Origin of the sequence: Dietzia timorensis (genome assembly GCF_020742175.1) — a bacterium.
Taxonomy (GTDB): domain Bacteria; phylum Actinomycetota; class Actinomycetes; order Mycobacteriales; family Mycobacteriaceae; genus Dietzia; species Dietzia timorensis_A.
Genome location: NZ_DYXM01000221.1, coordinates 1 through 16,486 on the forward strand (window position 1 = coordinate 1; position 16,486 = coordinate 16,486).

General features: G+C 67.1%; 18 protein-coding genes. 5 read left to right on the plus strand and 13 right to left on the minus strand.

The window, feature by feature from the left end; translation table 11 throughout:
* From K8V11_RS11295 to K8V11_RS11310, 4 genes are all read right to left on the minus strand, one after another.
* Positions 1-327 (minus strand): HAD family hydrolase (locus tag K8V11_RS11295; protein WP_303914169.1); only part of this gene is annotated, 327 nt, incomplete at its 3' end.
* 38 nt (positions 328-365) lie between these two features.
* Entirely contained in the window at positions 366-1,214 is an 849-nt protein-coding gene (locus K8V11_RS11300) for a 1-acyl-sn-glycerol-3-phosphate acyltransferase (protein WP_303914172.1), read from the minus strand.
* A 55-nt stretch (positions 1,215-1,269) separates the two neighbouring features.
* Positions 1,270-2,532 carry a serine--tRNA ligase gene (gene serS / locus K8V11_RS11305; protein ID WP_303914175.1) on the minus strand — a complete coding sequence of 421 codons (1,263 nt, stop codon included), beginning with the start codon at positions 2,530-2,532 and terminating at the stop codon, positions 1,270-1,272.
* A gap of 70 nt (positions 2,533-2,602) precedes the next feature.
* Positions 2,603-2,941, minus strand: a complete 339-nt coding sequence (locus K8V11_RS11310; protein WP_303914220.1) for an ankyrin repeat domain-containing protein — start codon at positions 2,939-2,941, stop codon at positions 2,603-2,605.
* Positions 2,942-3,155: 214 nt separating this feature from the next.
* On the opposite strand from K8V11_RS11310, the gene K8V11_RS11315 reads away from it, so the two are divergent.
* Together K8V11_RS11315 and K8V11_RS11320 are read left to right on the plus strand one after the other, a co-directional pair.
* Positions 3,156-4,421, plus strand: coding sequence for a septum formation family protein (locus tag K8V11_RS11315; protein ID WP_303914178.1), 1,266 nt, complete (start codon positions 3,156-3,158; stop codon positions 4,419-4,421).
* A gap of 9 nt (positions 4,422-4,430) precedes the next feature.
* Positions 4,431-4,781: a metallopeptidase family protein gene (locus tag K8V11_RS11320; protein ID WP_303914180.1), complete on the plus strand. Its 351-nt coding sequence runs from the start codon at positions 4,431-4,433 to the stop codon at positions 4,779-4,781.
* Between the two features lie 13 nt (positions 4,782-4,794).
* On the opposite strand, the gene K8V11_RS11325 is transcribed toward K8V11_RS11320, so the two are convergent.
* Both K8V11_RS11325 and pheA read right to left on the minus strand, forming a co-directional pair.
* Positions 4,795-5,487, minus strand: coding sequence for a histidine phosphatase family protein (locus tag K8V11_RS11325; protein WP_303914183.1), 693 nt, complete (start codon positions 5,485-5,487; stop codon positions 4,795-4,797).
* Positions 5,488-5,545: 58 nt separating this feature from the next.
* Positions 5,546-6,514, minus strand: a complete 969-nt coding sequence (gene pheA / locus K8V11_RS11330; RefSeq protein ID WP_303914186.1) for a prephenate dehydratase — start codon at positions 6,512-6,514, stop codon at positions 5,546-5,548.
* A gap of 141 nt (positions 6,515-6,655) precedes the next feature.
* Between pheA and K8V11_RS11335 the strand changes: the two genes are divergently transcribed.
* Positions 6,656-7,048 (plus strand): VOC family protein, encoded by a 393-nt coding sequence (locus K8V11_RS11335; RefSeq protein WP_303914189.1) that lies wholly within the window; start codon positions 6,656-6,658, stop codon positions 7,046-7,048.
* Here K8V11_RS11335 and K8V11_RS11340 read toward each other — a convergent pair.
* Positions 7,045-7,605: a hypothetical protein gene (locus K8V11_RS11340; RefSeq protein WP_303914192.1), complete on the minus strand. Its 561-nt coding sequence runs from the start codon at positions 7,603-7,605 to the stop codon at positions 7,045-7,047. The two genes, K8V11_RS11335 and K8V11_RS11340, sit on opposite strands and share 4 nt — an antisense overlap.
* A gap of 62 nt (positions 7,606-7,667) precedes the next feature.
* Between K8V11_RS11340 and K8V11_RS11345 the strand changes: the two genes are divergently transcribed.
* Both K8V11_RS11345 and K8V11_RS11350 read left to right on the plus strand, forming a co-directional pair.
* On the plus strand, positions 7,668-8,525 hold the full coding sequence (locus tag K8V11_RS11345) for a CPBP family intramembrane glutamic endopeptidase (RefSeq protein ID WP_303914195.1): 858 nt from the start codon (positions 7,668-7,670) through the stop codon (positions 8,523-8,525).
* A 66-nt stretch (positions 8,526-8,591) separates the two neighbouring features.
* On the plus strand, positions 8,592-10,082 hold the full coding sequence (locus K8V11_RS11350; protein ID WP_303914198.1) for an LCP family protein: 1,491 nt from the start codon (positions 8,592-8,594) through the stop codon (positions 10,080-10,082).
* 32 nt (positions 10,083-10,114) lie between these two features.
* On the opposite strand, the gene K8V11_RS11355 is transcribed toward K8V11_RS11350, so the two are convergent.
* The 6 genes from K8V11_RS11355 to K8V11_RS11380 all read right to left on the minus strand — a co-directional run bounded on the left by K8V11_RS11355 (position 10,115) and on the right by K8V11_RS11380 (position 16,302).
* Entirely contained in the window at positions 10,115-11,035 is a 921-nt protein-coding gene (locus tag K8V11_RS11355; protein WP_303914201.1) for a hypothetical protein, read from the minus strand.
* 51 nt (positions 11,036-11,086) lie between these two features.
* Positions 11,087-11,398, minus strand: a complete 312-nt coding sequence (locus tag K8V11_RS11360) for a hypothetical protein (protein ID WP_303914204.1) — start codon at positions 11,396-11,398, stop codon at positions 11,087-11,089.
* A gap of 48 nt (positions 11,399-11,446) precedes the next feature.
* On the minus strand, positions 11,447-11,986 hold the full coding sequence (locus K8V11_RS11365; protein WP_303914207.1) for a hypothetical protein: 540 nt from the start codon (positions 11,984-11,986) through the stop codon (positions 11,447-11,449).
* 797 nt (positions 11,987-12,783) lie between these two features.
* Positions 12,784-13,695 (minus strand): DUF5926 family protein, encoded by a 912-nt coding sequence (locus K8V11_RS11370; protein WP_303914211.1) that lies wholly within the window; start codon positions 13,693-13,695, stop codon positions 12,784-12,786.
* Positions 13,696-13,742: 47 nt separating this feature from the next.
* Positions 13,743-14,717, minus strand: coding sequence for a glycerophosphodiester phosphodiesterase family protein (locus tag K8V11_RS11375; protein ID WP_303914214.1), 975 nt, complete (start codon positions 14,715-14,717; stop codon positions 13,743-13,745).
* A gap of 313 nt (positions 14,718-15,030) precedes the next feature.
* Positions 15,031-16,302 (minus strand): acyl-CoA desaturase, encoded by a 1,272-nt coding sequence (locus K8V11_RS11380; RefSeq protein WP_303914217.1) that lies wholly within the window; start codon positions 16,300-16,302, stop codon positions 15,031-15,033.
* Positions 16,303-16,486: the final 184 nt, after the last annotated feature.

Sequence of the window (16,486 nt, forward strand, 5' to 3'; positions counted from 1 at the left end):
GTCGCGCCCCATGCGCTCGGCGGCGAGGCCGACGCCGGGTAGCTCGACGCGGACGATGCGGGCGATCTCCTCCAACGCGGCGGGCTCGAGGAGCCGCGACCACAGCACCTCCCCGCTCGAGGTATCGATGATCACCGCGCCGTTGGCGCACACCGCGAGCGGCTGCTGCCCCAGGTCGCCGAGGATCTCGGGAAGCCAGCGGGGCGGGCGCCCGGTCGCCAGGCACAGCGTGGCGCCGGAGTCGACGACGCGCGCGAGGATGCGGCGATGTCCTTCCGGCACCTCGTCTCGAACGTTGAGCAGGGTGCCGTCGATGTCGGTGGCCACGAATACAGGTCGCTCATGGCGAGCGGGTATGTCCTGGGTCAACGAGCCTCTCCGCCGTCATTCCTGGTGGTTGGTCCCGATTTTTCGTCTCCGGATCCGGGGCCGTCGCCTCGCTTCTCCTGGAGCCGGCGCTGTTTTTTCTCCATCCGCGCCTGGTGCTCGGCCTCGTCGAGGACGTTGGCCTCGTCCAGCGTCGGTGCGCTGCCGCCAAGACGGCGCGGCACCCACGAGGCGCCCTGCGGGTAGGGGCCGGCGAGTTCCACGTAACGGTCCTGCAGACGCTCGAGGTTCGTCTGCATCGACTCGCGAAGGTTTTCCATGAAGTCGACCGGGTCGCCGGTGACGTAGACGGGTTCGGCGGTGTCGATGAGGATCGGCACCTTCGGGCGCACCATGTTCTTCGGCAGCCCCTTGGACCACACGCGCTGCGAACCCCAGATGGTGACCGGCAGGATCGGCACACCGGCCTCCTGCGCCATGCGAGCGCCGCCGGTCTTGAAATCCTTGATCTCGAAACTGCGCGAGATCGTCGCTTCGGGGAACACGCCGATGAGCTCCCCACGGCGCAGCGCGTCGACCGCTGCCGCATAGGCGTCTCCGCCGCCCGTGCGGTCGACGGGGATGTGGCGCAGGTTGCGCATGATCGGCCCTGCGATCTTGTGGTCGAAGACCTCTTTCTTCGCCATGAACCGGATGAACCGCTTGTGTTCGCGCGCCGGCACGCCGGCGTAGACGAAATCCATGTAGCCGGTGTGGTTGACGACGACGACCGCGCCGCCGTTCTTCGGGAAGTTCTTCTCCCCCGTGAGCTCGATACCCAGGCCCTGCGCGAAGAACATCGCGCGGGCAATCCCGATGATCGACTGATAAAGCGGTTCGAAGGCCATGCCGATCAGATTACGCGGGCGGACGCGCCCGCGATATGGATACCTGCGAGTCCGCTCACTTCACTGGTTCGAGAATTTCCTTACCGACGAACGGGACTAGTGCCTCCGGCACCTTGACCGAGCCGTCAGCCTGCTGGTTGTTCTCGAGGATCGCGACGAGCCAGCGGGTGGTGGCGAGGGTCCCGTTGAGGGTCGCAGCCATCTGGGTCTTTCCCGCTTCGTCGCGGTAGCGGACCTGGAGGCGGCGAGCCTGGAACGTCGTGCAGTTCGAGGTCGAGGTGAGCTCGCGGTAGGTTCCCTGGGTGGGCACCCAGCCCTCACAGTCGAACTTGCGGGCTGCCGACGAGCCGAGGTCCCCACCGGCGATATCGATGACCCGGAACGGGATGCCCAGCGCAGTGAGCATCTCCTTTTCCATCCCGAGGAGCGCCTGGTGTTCTGCCTCGGCGTTCTCGGGGATGGTGTAGGTGAACATCTCGACCTTGTCGAATTGGTGCACGCGGATGATGCCGCGCGTGTCCTTGCCGTGCGAGCCGGCCTCGCGGCGGAAGCACGAGGACCAGCCGCAGTAGCGCTTGGCGCCGCCGGCGAGATCGAGGATCTCTCCCTGGTGGTAGCCGGCGAGCGCGACCTCTGAGGTGCCGACGAGGTAAAGGTCGTCGGCATCGAGGTGGTAGATCTCGTCCGAGTGGGCGCCGAGGAAGCCGGTGCCCTGCATGATCTCCGGGCGCACGAGCACCGGGGGGATCATCAACTGGAAGCCGTTGGCGGTGGCCTTCTGTGCGGCGAGCTGAAGCATCCCGAGCTGCAGCAGCGCGCCGTAGCCGGTGAGGAAGTAGAAGCGGGCGCCGGACACCTTCGCGCCGCGCTCCATGTCGATCAAGCCGAGCGATTCGCCGAGTTCCAGGTGGTCCTTCGGCTCGAAATCGAATTCCCGCGGCTCGCCCACGCGCTCGATCTCGACGAAGTCGTCCTCGCCGCCGGCGGGGACCGCGTCGGCGACGATGTTGGAGATCGCGCGCTGGAGCTCCGCGATGCGCGCGTCGGCCGATTTCTCGCTCTCCTCGGCCTCCTTGACCTTCGCCTTGAGCGCGGTCGCCTCCTCGAGCAGCGCCGGGCGCTCCTCCGCAGAGGCCTGACCGACCTTCTTGCCCATCGCCTTCTGCTCCGAGCGCGCGGTGTCCGCGGCGGAGACGGCTTCGCGGCGGCGGGAGTCGGCTTCCAGCAGCTGGTCGACCAGCTCCGGATCCTCTCCGCGGGTACGCTGCGAGGCACGGACGACGTCGGGGTTTTCGCGCAGGAATTTGAGATCGATCACCGGCCCAGCTTAACGGACGGCGCCGCATTCCGAGCGGGGCGCTATCCCCCACCGCTTTGGCCGGCGTCGACTAACTGCGGCCGAAGAGCTCCAGGAAGGCGTCCTTTTCGAACATCGCTGCCGCCTCGACCGCGGTGGGCTGCCCCTTATGCGGGTTCGCGCCCGCCTCGAACAGCGCCTTTACGACTTCTCCGTATCCCTTGAACACGGCTCCGGCGAGCGGGGTCTGGCCGCGGTCGTTGAGCTTGTTCACGTCGACGCCACGATCGAGCAGCATCTGCACGGTCTCGAGATTGCCGTTGTAGGCGGCGAGCATGAGGAACGCATCGCCGCGCTCGTTGGTCAGTTCCGGGCTCACACCAGCGTCGATGTAGCCGGCGAGCTGGGCCGTGTCGCCCTCGCGCGCCATGTCGAACAAGCGGGCGGCGAACTCGAGAACCTCGTCGCTCACGCCGGGCTTGGGTTCGCGCGGAACGTCCCCGCCACCTCCGGCCGGGTTGATGTCTGCCTGTTCGGTCATGTGTTCAGGGTAGACGACATTCAGCGGGTCCGAGAGCGCAATCCTCCCCGCGTCTGGGCGAGTATGGCGCTCAAGCGGTGTTTCCTGGGGCACAATGGGGAGGGTGAGCACGTCATCTGATTCCGAGAAGCCCGCCGGCTCCGCGGCAGGGCGAGCACACTCGCGCCGCGCGAAGAAGCCCGAGCCCCGCGGCGCGCCCGCTCTCGCACGAACGCGCGGCGCCGTCATGGGATCGGTTTTCGCCCTCGCCGTCGGCGGCGCACTCGCCGGCACCGGCATCGGCATGGTCATGAACGACCCGGATTCCGAAGCCGCCGGCCCTGTCAACGCCATCGCCCCACAGGTCAATCCGCGTACGGTCACCGGCGACGCGTTCGCGCTCGCAGCGTCGGGCGACTGCCTCAACTGGACCAGTTCCGTGCGCGGCCAGCCCAGCGATATCGTCTCGACCACCTGCGAGGAACCGCACCGCTTCGAGGTCGCCGGTCGCATCGACCTCGCCGAGGCCACCCCGGACGACGTCTACCCGGAGGGCCAACGACGTGTCGACCTCGCCAACGAACTGTGCGCACCCGTGATCGACCGCTTCGTCGGGGACCGCCCCCTCGACCCCGAGGGCCGCTTCGCCAGGGCGCTGATTCCGCCGTCGGCCGAGGGCTGGGAGGCCGGCGACCGCTCCGCGCTGTGCGGCATCGCCCCCAAGGAGCTCGACGGTTCATCCGCCGAGATCGCTATGCCCTTCGCGGTCGCGGATCAGCACCGCCTGTGGGAGCCGGGAACGTGCATCGGCATCAATGACCAGCGCACTCCGTCCGGCGAGGTCGACTGCACCGAGGATCACGCCTTCGAGGTGGTGGCGAACGTCGACGTCAGCGGCCTGTTCCCCGAAGGGGAGTTCCCGCCGGAGCCGGCCGACCAGACCGCCATCTCCGCCGATGCCTGCTACAACGCCGCGGTCGAGTACACGGGAGACGTCGAGGCCCTGCGCCGGACGACGCTCGTGCCTGCGCAGGTCATGCCGATTTCGCCTGTGAGCTGGGCGACGGGCAGCCGCACCGTCAACTGTGCACTCATGCGCGTCGCGGATCCGGGCCCGTTCGCTGTGCTCCGCGGCTCCGTGCGTGACGGCGTCACCATCGAGGGCGAGGCACCGGTCGTACCGACGACGACCGAGGTCCCCTCGCCGGGGGACGCAGCACAACAACAGCAACAACAACCGGGTGCCCCTGACGGCGGAGCCGGCGCCGCTCCGGCCCCCGCGGCCCCGGCGGGCGACGCAGGCGGCGGCGAACAGCCGGCCGCTCAGGGCGAGGTCCCCGTCGCCGGCGCGGAACAGCCCGCAGCCGAGATCCCGGCTGCCGGCAACTAGGGTCGCGCGATGGGAATTCGCGTCTCCGAGGAGCGCTTCGAGGAGCTCGTCAACGACGGGCTCGACCTGATCCCAGACGACCTGTGGCGCGCCATGAACAACGTCGTCGTACTCATCGAGCCGCGCAACGAGGAGGAGCCGACGATCCTCGGGTTGTACGAGGGTGTCGCCCTCACCGAGCGCGACACCACTTATTCCGGCTATCTGCCCGACAGGATCTTCATTTATCGCGACGCACTGTGCGATGTATGCGACTCGGAGGAGCAACTCGCGCATGAGGTCTCGGTGACGGTGATTCACGAGGTCGCCCACCATTTCGGTATCGACGACGAGACCCTGCACGAGCGCGGCTGGGGCTAGCCGCCCCGCCGGCTCAGGCCTGCGGGGTGATGCCCGCCCAGTCGTCGCACGCCCAGGACGCGGCGCCGCCGAATGCCCCATCGCCCGTGGGAATGAGACCGATGATGCCGCAGTTGGGTACAGCGTGGGATGCGGAGAAGTCGCCGTCGATCGCGCCGAGAAGCCCCGCCGTCACACGGATCAACGTTCCGTGGATGACGAGCACCGCGTCCCGCCCTTGTGCGACGTGCTCGCGGTAAAGCTTCTCGATCTGCGGGAAGATGCGGGCGCGCACGTCTTCCCCGGACTCGCCGCCCGGCAGGGCGGATGCCAGGTCGCTGCCGCGCATCCAGGCGTGCGTGTACGTGCGGTAGCTCGCGAGCGCGTCGGGGTCGCCGCGCTTTTCGAGTTCGCCGGCCTGCACCTCGAACGCACCGGGAACCTCGACCGCGTCGACGCCGAGCGCGCCGGAGATGATCTGCGCCGTGTTCTTCGCCCGCTCGGCCTGCGAGTGGTGCACGGCAGTCGCCGTCGAGCCGAGAGCAATGAGCTGCTCCCCTGCGATGCTCGCCTGCTCGCGGCCCTTCGCGTTGAGCGGCTGCCCGGGCACCTCCGTGTCGAGGAGGCCGAGGGGGTTCGACGGGAATTCCCCGTGCCGCACCAGATACAGGTGCGGGGTGCGCTCGGCGGGGGCTTTGGGCTGCGTGGATGCGTTCTCCGACGTCATAGGCGTGTCGGTCCTTTCCGGGGAGGTGAGAGGTGCGGGGTGCGGATTGGGCGCGGGCTCAGCCTCGACCGGTGGCCATCGCGCGCGTCCACGCGTAGCCCTCGGTGCGATCGGGCGGGCCGCTCGCAGAAGCGCGATCGGCGGGCGGGGCCTCGGCATTGCCGTGCTCGTCCACGGGCCACGAACCGAGGAAACGTAGCCGCGAGGTGCGGTGGTGCAGCGCGGCGAGCGCCTCGGCGACCATCGGGTCGTCGATGTGGCCGACGAGGTCGATGTGGAAGAAGTAGGTGAACCGGTCGACGCGGGTGGGCCGCGACTCGATTCGCGAAAGGTTGATCCCACGAATCGAAAGTTCGGTGAGCGCCTGGACCAGGGAGTTGGGCTCGTGGCGCAGGCCGAACACGACCGAGGTGCGGTCGTTTCCGGTCGGCGCGGGCGGCGTGGTGGGGTTGCCGACGAGCACAAACCGGGTGCGCGCCCCCGACACATCGGCGATGCCCGAGGCAAGCGCGTCGAGCCCGAGGATCTCCCCTGCGCGCGCGGGCGCCGCCGCCGCGTCCGCCTCCCCTGCCGCGACCTCCTCCGCGCCCGCAGCAGTCGAGGATGTCGTGTGGATCTGCGCATTCGGCAGGTTCTCCTGCACCCAGCTGCGGACCTGCGCCGCGGCGATCGGATGGGTGGACAGGCTCCTGACGTCGGACGGCGCGGTCCCCGGGCGAACGAGGATCGCGAAGGCGATATCGAGTTCCGTCTCCGCGAGGATCTGCAGGCGCGTGGCGGAGGCGAGGGCGTCCGCGGTCGGGCTCACGGTTCCGTCGACGGAATTCTCGAACGGCACGCACGCGAAATCGGCTCGCCCCTCGCGCACGGCGGCGAGCGCCTGCGGCGGGGTGTCGCACGGGAGCATCTGCGGGGCTGTATCGGGCTCGCCGCCGTCGCCTGCGGCGATCCGGCCGCGGTCCACGAGCTGCTGGAGGGCGGCATCGGTAAACGTGCCGGCGGGGCCGAGGAAAGCGACGGTACTCACGCACCCCAGGATAATGATCACCGGGCCGGAGCGCGCGATCCCGACAGACGTCGCCGCGCCGATCGACGTCGACAACCGTGGCGATGCGCCGCCCACGGCCCTACTCTGGAGCCGCAACCCGCAAGCGAATCGAGGTTCACCGTGCACATCAACATCACGTCCGTGATGGTCGACGACCAGTCCAAGGCCCGCGAGTTCTACACCGAAAAACTCGGTTTCCGCATTAAGCACGACGTCGAGGTCGGCGAGGGCGCGTACTGGCTCACCCTCGTCAGCCCCGAAAATCCCGACGGCACAGAGCTGCTCCTCGAACCGCTCGGCCACCCCGCGGCGAAGCCCTTCCAGCAGGCGCTCTACGCCGACGGTGTCCCTCTTACCCAGTTCGCCGTCGACAACGTGCAGGCGGAGTTCGATCGGCTCTCCGGCCTCGGGGTGCGGTTCACGATGGAGCCGATGACGGTTGAGGGCACTACGCTCGCCGTATTCGACGACACCTGCGGCAACCTCATCCAGATCATCGAGCAGAAGGCCTAGCGCAGCTCCCCTTCCGCGGGGAACGTCGCCGCGATGGCGGCGAGGCTCTCCGCGGGCACGCAGATCACGGTGATCACGTCGCGGATCGTCTCGCGCGCCGATCGGCCGAGTCCGTTGATGAACGCGCGTCGTTCGGCGTTAGGACCGGTCCGGCCTTCACCGCATTCGACCCAGTGAGTCTGCACGTCCTCGCCGACGATCGCGGCCATCGCCGCCGAGATCAGCGTCCACACCTGCTCGGCGGTCTCCGCGCGCGGCTGCAATCCCGGCCCGAATCCGACGCCGCCGTGCGCGGCGGCGATGAGGAGATCCGCGGCGTCGTGCGCGGAGCGCTCCCACAGGTCGATCGCGACGCCGCCGCCCGCGGCCAGCGCCGCCGAGACGGATCCGGGAGTCGGATTGTCAAGCTCCTTCGCGGCTGGGATCGACCAACGCTTTCCGATCTCCCCGGCGTCATCGGTTGGCGCACTTCCGGTGCGGCCGGTGGGCACGAGCAGGTCCTCGAAGAGGTCGGGGCGCGCAGCGGGTCGGAAAAGTAATTCGAGGTCGACGGCCATAGGGAGCATTCTCGCACCGCCGTCGGGGCGAGGCCAGCGGCGGGCGACCTAGACTTGCGCGCATGGCTGAATCGGCGAGCGCGAACGGGGTGGGCACAAGGCTGCGCGCCTTCACGGCTCGCATGTCCGAGCCCGTGGCCGAGCCGGTCACCGATCCGCGACGGCGCCGGTTCCTGTGGCTGGAGATCGCGGTCGTCCTCACCGTGACCTTCGCCCTGTCCGGTTACACCTCGATCCTTTCGATTGTCCAAGCCCTCCTCGACGCCGCGCCGCTGAACGAGCAGACGCAAACGCTCAACGCCTCCGCGTCGCAGAACCCGTGGCTGGATCTCGCCTACCAGCTCGGACGTATCGCAAGGCTGACGGCGTGGGCCCTGCTTCCGCTCGTGTTGCTTTGGCATTCGCGGATCTCGCTCCGCGCGATGGGCCTCACCCTGCCGCCGGGCCGGGGGCACTGGCCCGCGGTGCGCGGGGACCTCGCCCGCGGGGCCGCGCTCACCGCGCTCATCGGCATTCCCGGCCTCGCCCTCTACCTCGGCGCCGTAGCGATCGGCGCGAACGCGACCGTGGAGGCCTCGGGTCTCGGCACGACGTGGTGGCGGGTGCCCGTGTTGCTGACGTCGGCGCTGGCGAATTCGGGCGCAGAGGAACTCGTCGTCGTGGTGTACCTCGCAATCCGGTTGCGCCAGTTGGGCTGGTCTGTGCCCGCCGTCATCGCGTTTTCTGCCGTGCTGCGCGGCTCCTATCACCTGTATCAAGGCTTCGGCGGCGGGCTCGGAAATCTCGTCATGGGCGCCCTGTTCGTTGCCTTTTGGCTCGCTTTTCGGCGTGCGTGGCCGCTCATCTGGGCGCATTTTCTACTCGACGCGTTCGCGTTTATCGGCTACGCGATGATCGCTCCACACGTGGGCTGGCTTTGATAACGCTTGTAGTGCGAACAGCATGTTGCGAACCGGCGCTCAGACATCGTCAGTAAACTACTGCGCGTGTCTGATGAGTCGATGCGGAGACATCTGTCCCCCGAAGAGGCCGCCGAGCAGCGGCGACGTGCCCGCGCACGGCGTGAGGCAGCGTCGCGCCAGGCCCCCGAGGGCAGACCTGCCCCGGCTCCCAGGCAGAACCCCGATCCTTCCGGACGTCCCCGGCACGCAGCCGGCCCGTCCGCCAGCCAGAATCAGCCGAACCCGAACCGCACCTACGGCCGCTTCGACCCGGGCCCCGGGCGCGGCGCGGCGTACGGGGCTGCGGGAGCGGCGGGGGCCGCGGGAGTCGCAGGCGGCTCCGCCGCAGGTGTTCCACGTGAAACCCCACGCGGCGCCCCCGCCGGACCGGGTGCACCCGGCGGTCCCAGGTATCAGCCCACCCAGCAGCCCGAGCGATTCGACGACGGCTATCACTCCGAGCGCCCGCGCCGCGCGAGCCGAAATGCCCCACCACAAAACCCGGTGGTACAGCGTCCCCCACGCGGACGTCGACCGTCACCGCGACCTGCGGCACGCACCGCTCCCCGCAAGAAGCGGCGCTTCGGGTTCTTTCGGATTCTCGTCCTCCTGCTCGTCGTCATCCTGACGGCGGGCGTGCTCTCCGCCTTGTGGGCGGATTCGAAGCTGCAGCATGTCGACGCGCTGTCGGACTATCCCGGTAAGCCGGGTAAGACACCGGGGACGGTGACTCTCGTCGTCGGTACCGATTCGCGCGCCGGGCTCACCGAAGAGGAGCAGGCGCATCTCGCGACGGGCTCCGAGCAGGACGCCGGCGGCGACCGTACGGACACGATGATGCTCGTGTACAAACCGGCCGACGGCGGTAAGCCGATGATCATCTCGATCCCCCGTGACCTGCTGGTCGATATTCCCGAGTACGGCGAATACAAGATCAACGCGGCCTACTCACTTGGTGGACCGAAGATGCTCGTCCAGACGTTGGAGACTGAGACAGGCATCCGGATCGACCATTACGCCGAGATTGGTTTCGGCGGTTTTGCGGGCATCGTCGACGCGGTCGGCGGCATCGAGATGTGCCTCGACGAGCCCATCGAGGACCCGGACGCGGGGATCAATCTCGGCGCGGGGTGCCAGACTCTCGCCGGCCCGCAGGCCCTCGGGTTCGTGCGGACCCGGCACGGCTTCGCCCAGCAGGATCTCGACCGCGTGCAGAACCAGCGCAAATTCATGTCTGCGTTGATGAGCGAGGTAACCAAGCCGTCGACTCTGCTCAATCCGTTCCGTCTATCTCGGCTCGTCTCAGACGGCGCGGCTACGATCCGCGTCGACGAGAAGGACCACATCTGGGACCTGGGCATGATGATGTGGTCGATTCGTTCCGAGCCTGTGACGGCGACTGTGCCGTTCGACGGGATGGCCGACGGCGCGGTCGGCTCGTACCTCGTGTGGGGCGATACGACGAACGCGTTCTTCGATAACCTGCGGCGCGGCGCGACTCCGCCTGCGGACCTGTACGAGATGCCGCCAGCCTAGCCGCGTCCGTGCCTTCGGCTCGCCCAGCAGGATTACTCCGCCCGCCCCTCGGTGTGCTCGATTTTCGTGATCGCGTAAATGCCGTTGTCGTCGAGACCAGTGTGTATCCGCTGATGGATGACGATCGGCTCGACGTCGGGACGGCGCTCCGACAGTCTGACGAAAACAGCTTCATCGTCTTCCGCGGTCGCTTCCACGCAGTGAGTCGTTCCCTCGGGAAGCGCCCCGATGCCCTCGGCGTTAAGGCGGGCCGGATCGAGACCCGCTTCCTCGGTAGTCAGCTCCAACGCACGGATCGGGTCTTTTTCGACGTAGTAGGCATATTCGAAAGCCGCCACCACTCCCACCGGCGATAGCCGATCGCCGGCGCCGTTGCCGCGGAAGAAGCCTTCGCCGTGCTCGGTTTCGCAGCCGTCGTCCGATTCCACGATCGGCACCTGAGCCGACTGCGCTTCGATGTCGGCCAGTTCCGACGCCTCGGCGGTGCGTGCGCTGTCGAATCCGCCACCGAGTGCGAAGCCGCCGGCGATGCAGGACACGAGCCCCACGAGTGCTGCCGTCGTCTTGAGTGGACCAGCGGTCACGCGTGCGGGCGCGCCCAGCTCGTCGGGATCTGACGATTGTTCCTCGGAATGCGCACCGGGTTCGTCGCCTTCTTCGCGAGTCGTTTCTCCCCGGACGCGCTCCCGGAGCGAGGCCACGAGAGTGGCATCCGCCCGAGGAACGAGATCGAGCTCCAAGGGGGCATCCACCGTTCCTTCGGCGACAGGGGGGCCTTCTTGTTCGAGCTCCGGCCCGCCCCCTTCACTACCGCTCTTATCGGCCGGGTCGTGCTTCCGGTCCGTGTCGTCGGATTGTGCGGGAGGTAGGGATTGCCCGCCGGCCTGCGATTCCAGGCGCGCGGCGGCGAGTCCGTTATCGATCGCGGAGCGGATCCACGGAGGGGTGCTCATATGCTCGTCTACCTTTCTCGGCCATCGCGCGCCCGGAGCCGTCCCCATTTATCAGGGGCGGTGCACCGGAATATTGATGCCGGGCAGATTCATCTCGTTCACTCCATGCAGCACTTCCCCGACCGAACCCATGACGTTGTTGTGGGTCTGGTTTGCCGACGCTTCGACACCCTGGCGAACATTCGGGTCTGCCGCCGCGGCTGCGGTGGAACCGAGGGCCGGAAGCGCGGCCGCGCCGACGACGGCGCCTGCGCCGGTGATCGCCGGTGCAGCAGCGGCCGCGACTGCGGCGCCGGCGGCGAGTGGGCCGAGACCGGCGAGTGCTGTGGCGATAGCTGCGCCGATGGGAGCGAAAATGATCATGGATCTTCCTTTCAGGGGATGGACTTTCTGAGGCGACGCTCGGCGGGCTTAACCGATCTGCAAGGGGCGCAGGGGTTCCGGCTGCGGCGGGTTCACCGGTAGCTGGTTGATGGTGAGTGTCGGGAACGGGATATCCGGAATGACCAGCGGCTCCGGGGCTGGCGCGACCGGGCGGGGCCCCGGGCGGTTGGGAAGCCGCTGAGGTGGTGCGGGCGAATACTGCCCGGAGTTGGGCCGCGTGTTGCCCGAGTGGGACGTTTGTCCCGACCCCGCGGGCGACACCGCAGGCTCCGGAGATGGATTACCGACGTCATCTTGTGGAGTAGCGTCCGAGTGTTCCGGCAGCGGGGTCTCTTCCGAAGAAGAGGAAGGCAGTCCGGGTTGCGGCCTGATCTGAGTGTCCGGGCCCCGGCTTGGCCGGATCGAGGGATCGTCGACGAGACCGAACATCTCCTCGTTGGTCTCTTCAACGGGCCGCGCGGCGTTTTCTGCGGTCGCCGAATGTGTGGTGTTGGCGACGATGAAGCCGCCGCACACTGCTAACGCGCATGCGGCCGCATACACGGTCGACACGATCGGTTTACGCACGTCTTCCTCCCCGGGGCACATGGTCGGTGGGACGCAGGCGCAATGTTGTGCGCCTGCACAAGGAAGTAGACCACCGTTGCGCCGAGCCATGGGGGCGCTACTTTTCCCGGGCTGGCAGACGCTTCGAAGTCCATCGACGGCATACTTCACGCCGACAGTCGGGGTTATCGAGAACCCCGAGTAGCCCGGCAGCGACGAAATAGCACCTCAAGCCCCCGAAATAGGTGTCACACCAAAGATTAGGTTTTTTTCACATCCGCTGTAGTGGTTCAGGTTTCGAACCAACCGAGGTGCGCGCGTTTTGGAATTCGAAGCGTTCTGAGCATTCCGTGGACACCAATCACTCAAGGTGCATTAGTTAAGGCGTTGTGATCCACACCACCACCAGGAGGAACCCATGGGCTCATTCAACGATCTTTTCGGACCTTTTCTCTTGCCGATACTCGAGCTGATCACTTTGGCAGACGGAAGTTTGGAGTCAGCGGTCGGCTCGCTCGTCGGCACGGACTAGCACTTTCACCCTCATCATCAAATTTCACGACTAGGAGTCACAATGGACGGTTCCATCTCGAACGTCATCGATCTCGTCGAGCCGGGCGTCGGCTCTGCGGCAGGTCTGGTTCAAGCGCTGGTCGACTCGCTTAAAACCCTGAGCGCGGGCTAACCCGACAAAGCGTCAACTTTCGCATAAATAAAAGAATTGCTCCCCGGGAGCGGAGGCCGATCGCATCGGCAACCGCGCACGGGGAGCAATCTCTATTTAAGTCGACAAGACCAGAACAGGCCTTCGAGTGTGGTTAGCGCAAGGTCACCTGACGGGCGCGCAGGCCGTTGCGGGAGGCGCGCTCGTCGCTGGAGAGCTCGCCGCTCTCGGCGAGCGCTTCGGTGAACTTGGCGTCGAGGGTGGCCAGCCCGTCGGTCCAGTGGTCGGCGGGCTTGGTGTTATCGAGGTCGAATACGGGAACGAGCAGTCCGGTCGTGCGGAAGGATCCCGCGAACGACGAGCCCTCGCCGAGGGTGAGTTCGCCGCGATTGTGCAGGCGCGCCATCGCGTCAAACAGCGCATCCTCGTCCTCGGGCCGCACCCAGCGGATGTGCGCGCGTTCTCCTGCATCGACCCACCACGCAGCGTCGGCGCCTGGAGTGTCGATGCGCGCGGAGGGCATCATGGCGCCATTGGCGTGCTGGATGGCCTGGGCGATCTGCGGATGAACCTCCGCACCCTCGGCGGCCCACCACGCGAAGTTGTCGTGCACGGTGACCTCGAGGGACTCGTTACCCTTGAGCAGCTCCGCGAGCTCGGGATCTTCGTCGGAGGGTTCAGCGGCCTGCAACGTGTCGCCTGCCTCCGACTTCGCGACCCACGCGAGCGACGCGGCGAGGTCCCGCTCGGGGGCGAGTCCGTAGGCGGCGGTCTGCAGCCCGACGAAGGACTCGGTCCCGCTGGGGATCGCGCGGGTCAGCGCCGCGATCGCGCCCGGGAGCACCGTCGACAGGTACACGGGGTGTTCCACACCGGCGAGATCGACCTTGGCGGTAGCCGAAGGCACGAACTGCTGCATCGCGACGATGTCGCACTCCCCGACGACCCCTGCGAAGGGGCGCGGGTTTCCGGCGAGCTCTTCGCGTTCGGCCGCGCGAGCGGCGAGTTTCGCCTGACGGTTGGAGTCCGGCTTTGCTTCGAAATTACGACGACTTTTCTTTGCCACGTGTTCGGACTTTACGGCACACGGCGCCCGATCGTTGAAATCTTCGGTTACTCGCGGTCTGCAAAACTCCCGTGCACCGTGCCGATTTCGGCCGCCCGCATCTGTTCGTCCTCACTGACTCGCGCCAGCGTGCGCGCGGGGAAGTTCGTGCCGATCCAGTCGACTCCGAGGCGCTTGCACAGCTCCACATCGGCCGGATCGTCGACCGTCCAGCAGTACACGGCAAGCCCGCGCCGGTGCCAGTGCTCGACGAGGAAGGGCTTGGCGCGGATCGTGTCCATCGACGGGCCGACGATCTGGATCCCGTAGTTCTCCGCCGGCAGCGGCTTCGCGCCGGTCCGGTAGTGGCGCAACTGCACGCGCGGAATCCGAGGCGCGATCCGCCCGAATCGGTTCACTGCGAGCACGGAAAAACTCATCATCACCGCACGAGACTCGCCGTGCGAGCGCGGACGGTCCAGCCCGAAGTACTTGAGCTCCTCGGCCAGCGCCCGCTCGACCCGCCCTCCGGCGACGACCGGGTGCTTGGTCTCGATGAACGCCCTGGCCTGCGGATAGGCCTCGATGAGCTCGAGCAGTTCACGCAACGCGAGTGGCGGTTCCGGCTTGCGGTGGCGCAGGTGCCAGGAGCCGACATCGAGTGCCTTGAGCTCTTCCAGCGTCGACAGGCGCACCTTGCGCTTCTCCTCGCTGACGCGGGAGGTATCGGAATCGTGGATGCACACGAGGTGGCCATCGAGCGTCATCCGAATATCGCATTCGATTCCGTCGGCGCCCTGTGCCAGCGCGTTCTCGTAGGCGACGAGTGTGAGTTCCGGGTAGTCGCCGGACGCGCCGCGGTGGGCGACTACGCGCGGGCTCTCGCCGGGCCGCAGCGCCAGCTCCCCGCTCGGCTTGGGTTTGCGCACGGGCGCGATCCGGCGGGAATGCGGGCGCGACTCCGCGCCTCGTCCGCCGCCGTCCGAGACGGATCGCGGCTGGTCCGACGGTGTCGGGTTCGTGCGCTTACGCGTGCGCAGCATGACTTACCACCTTGCGCTAGAGGAAACACGTTCCCGGTGCGAAAGTGGCCCGGTGGATTCGGGCATCCCTCGCGCCGTGCTGTCTTCCCTTACGCTGCATTGCCCAGGATGCGAGCGGGTTAACCCCAGGCAATCAGCGGTCTAACTTCACCGCAATTTCCGCGCGCGAGATGATCGCGACGTGCGGCGTCATACGCGATTTTACGTCGCCGGCGCGACCACCGACCAGCACATCGACCAGCGACCAACCCCATTTCGGGCAGGTGCCACCACCATTTATGACACCGGACGCCGCAACTGCCCGGCCGACGGCCTACGCCAGCACCCTTGGGCGCACCTTCTTGAGCATCGCGAGACCCTTGCGAAGCTGGCGCCGTCCGGTCGCCTCGGCGATGTCCGGGTTCTTCGTAAACGCCGCATCGGAGCGCACCTCGGGCGCGTTCGAGGAGTCGGCGCGCAGCATCGAGTTCGGCAGCGAGAGCTTCAGCAGCGTGCGCTGCACCTGGTAGAACTGCTTCGGGAACGAGTCGACGTTGTAGGGCAGACCGAATTCCTCGGCGATCTCCTGCACCTCGGCGCCGATCTGGGCGAGACGGTTCGACGGCATGTCCGGGAACAGGTGGTGCTCGATCTGGTAGTTGAGGTTTCCGGACATGATCGTGAGGAGCTTGCCGCCGGTGAAGTTCGCCGAGCCGAGCATCTGTCGCAGGTACCACTCGGCGCGGGTTTCGTCGTCGAGTGTGCGTTTGGTGAAGGTCTCGACATCGTCGGGGAAGTGCCCGCAGAAGATCACGGCGTAGGCCCACACGTTGCGCATGAAGTTGCCGATCATCGCCGTCTGCCCGGCGCGCGTGGCGCCGTGGAAGGCGGCCCGGTAGACGGGCTTGCCCGTGGCCAGCGCGACCGCGCCGGACACGCCCGCCGAGACGAGCGGGAACGCGATGTAGTCCTTGAACGCCTGCCTGCGCACCTTGCGGAGCGTCTCGTCGAGACGCTTCATCGTCACTTCCTTGGACTGCTTACCCGCGAAGTACGCACCCAGCTCGACGTCATAGAAGCCAACCGCCCACTGGAACAGGCTCGCGAGGAGGGCGTTGGTGACCGGCTGCGCGAGGTGGAACGGCGACCAGCGCTTATCGCGGGTGACGCGAAGAACACCGTACCCGACGTCGTTATCCATCCCGATGATGTTCGTATACGTGTGATGGGTGACGTTGTGGGTGTGCTTCCACCCCGAGGATGGCCCGACGTTGTCCCACTCCCAGGTCGAGGAGTGGATTTCCGGATCGTTCATCCAGTCCCACTGCCCGTGCATGACGTTGTGGCCGATCTCGAGGTTCTCGAGAATCTTCGCGATGCCCAGCGCTGCGGCGGCGGGCGCGAAGGCCTTCGGGGTGAGCGAAATGGCGGCGCGGGAGGTGAACTCGAGTCCGCGTTGCACGGCGATTAGACGCCGGATGTACCGCACGTCCGCGTCGCCGAGCGAGTCGCGGTTTTTCTTCTCGATCGCCTCGAGACGGCGACCGATCTCCTCGATGTCGGCATCGGTGAGATGAGCGTAGTCGGTGATGTCCTGGATGGCCATAGATCTCCTTGGGGCGGATTGGTGTTCGTGCTTATAAGTGCAATTTCGCGGGGTCAGTGTTGCCCGGCGCGTATCTTCAGCTGGCCGGAGGGGACGCTGACGCACGTGCGCACGTGTTCGCCCTCGCCGTATTGGGAGCCGTCGCGCAGATCGACCGCTACGCCGGATTCGACGGTCGATACGC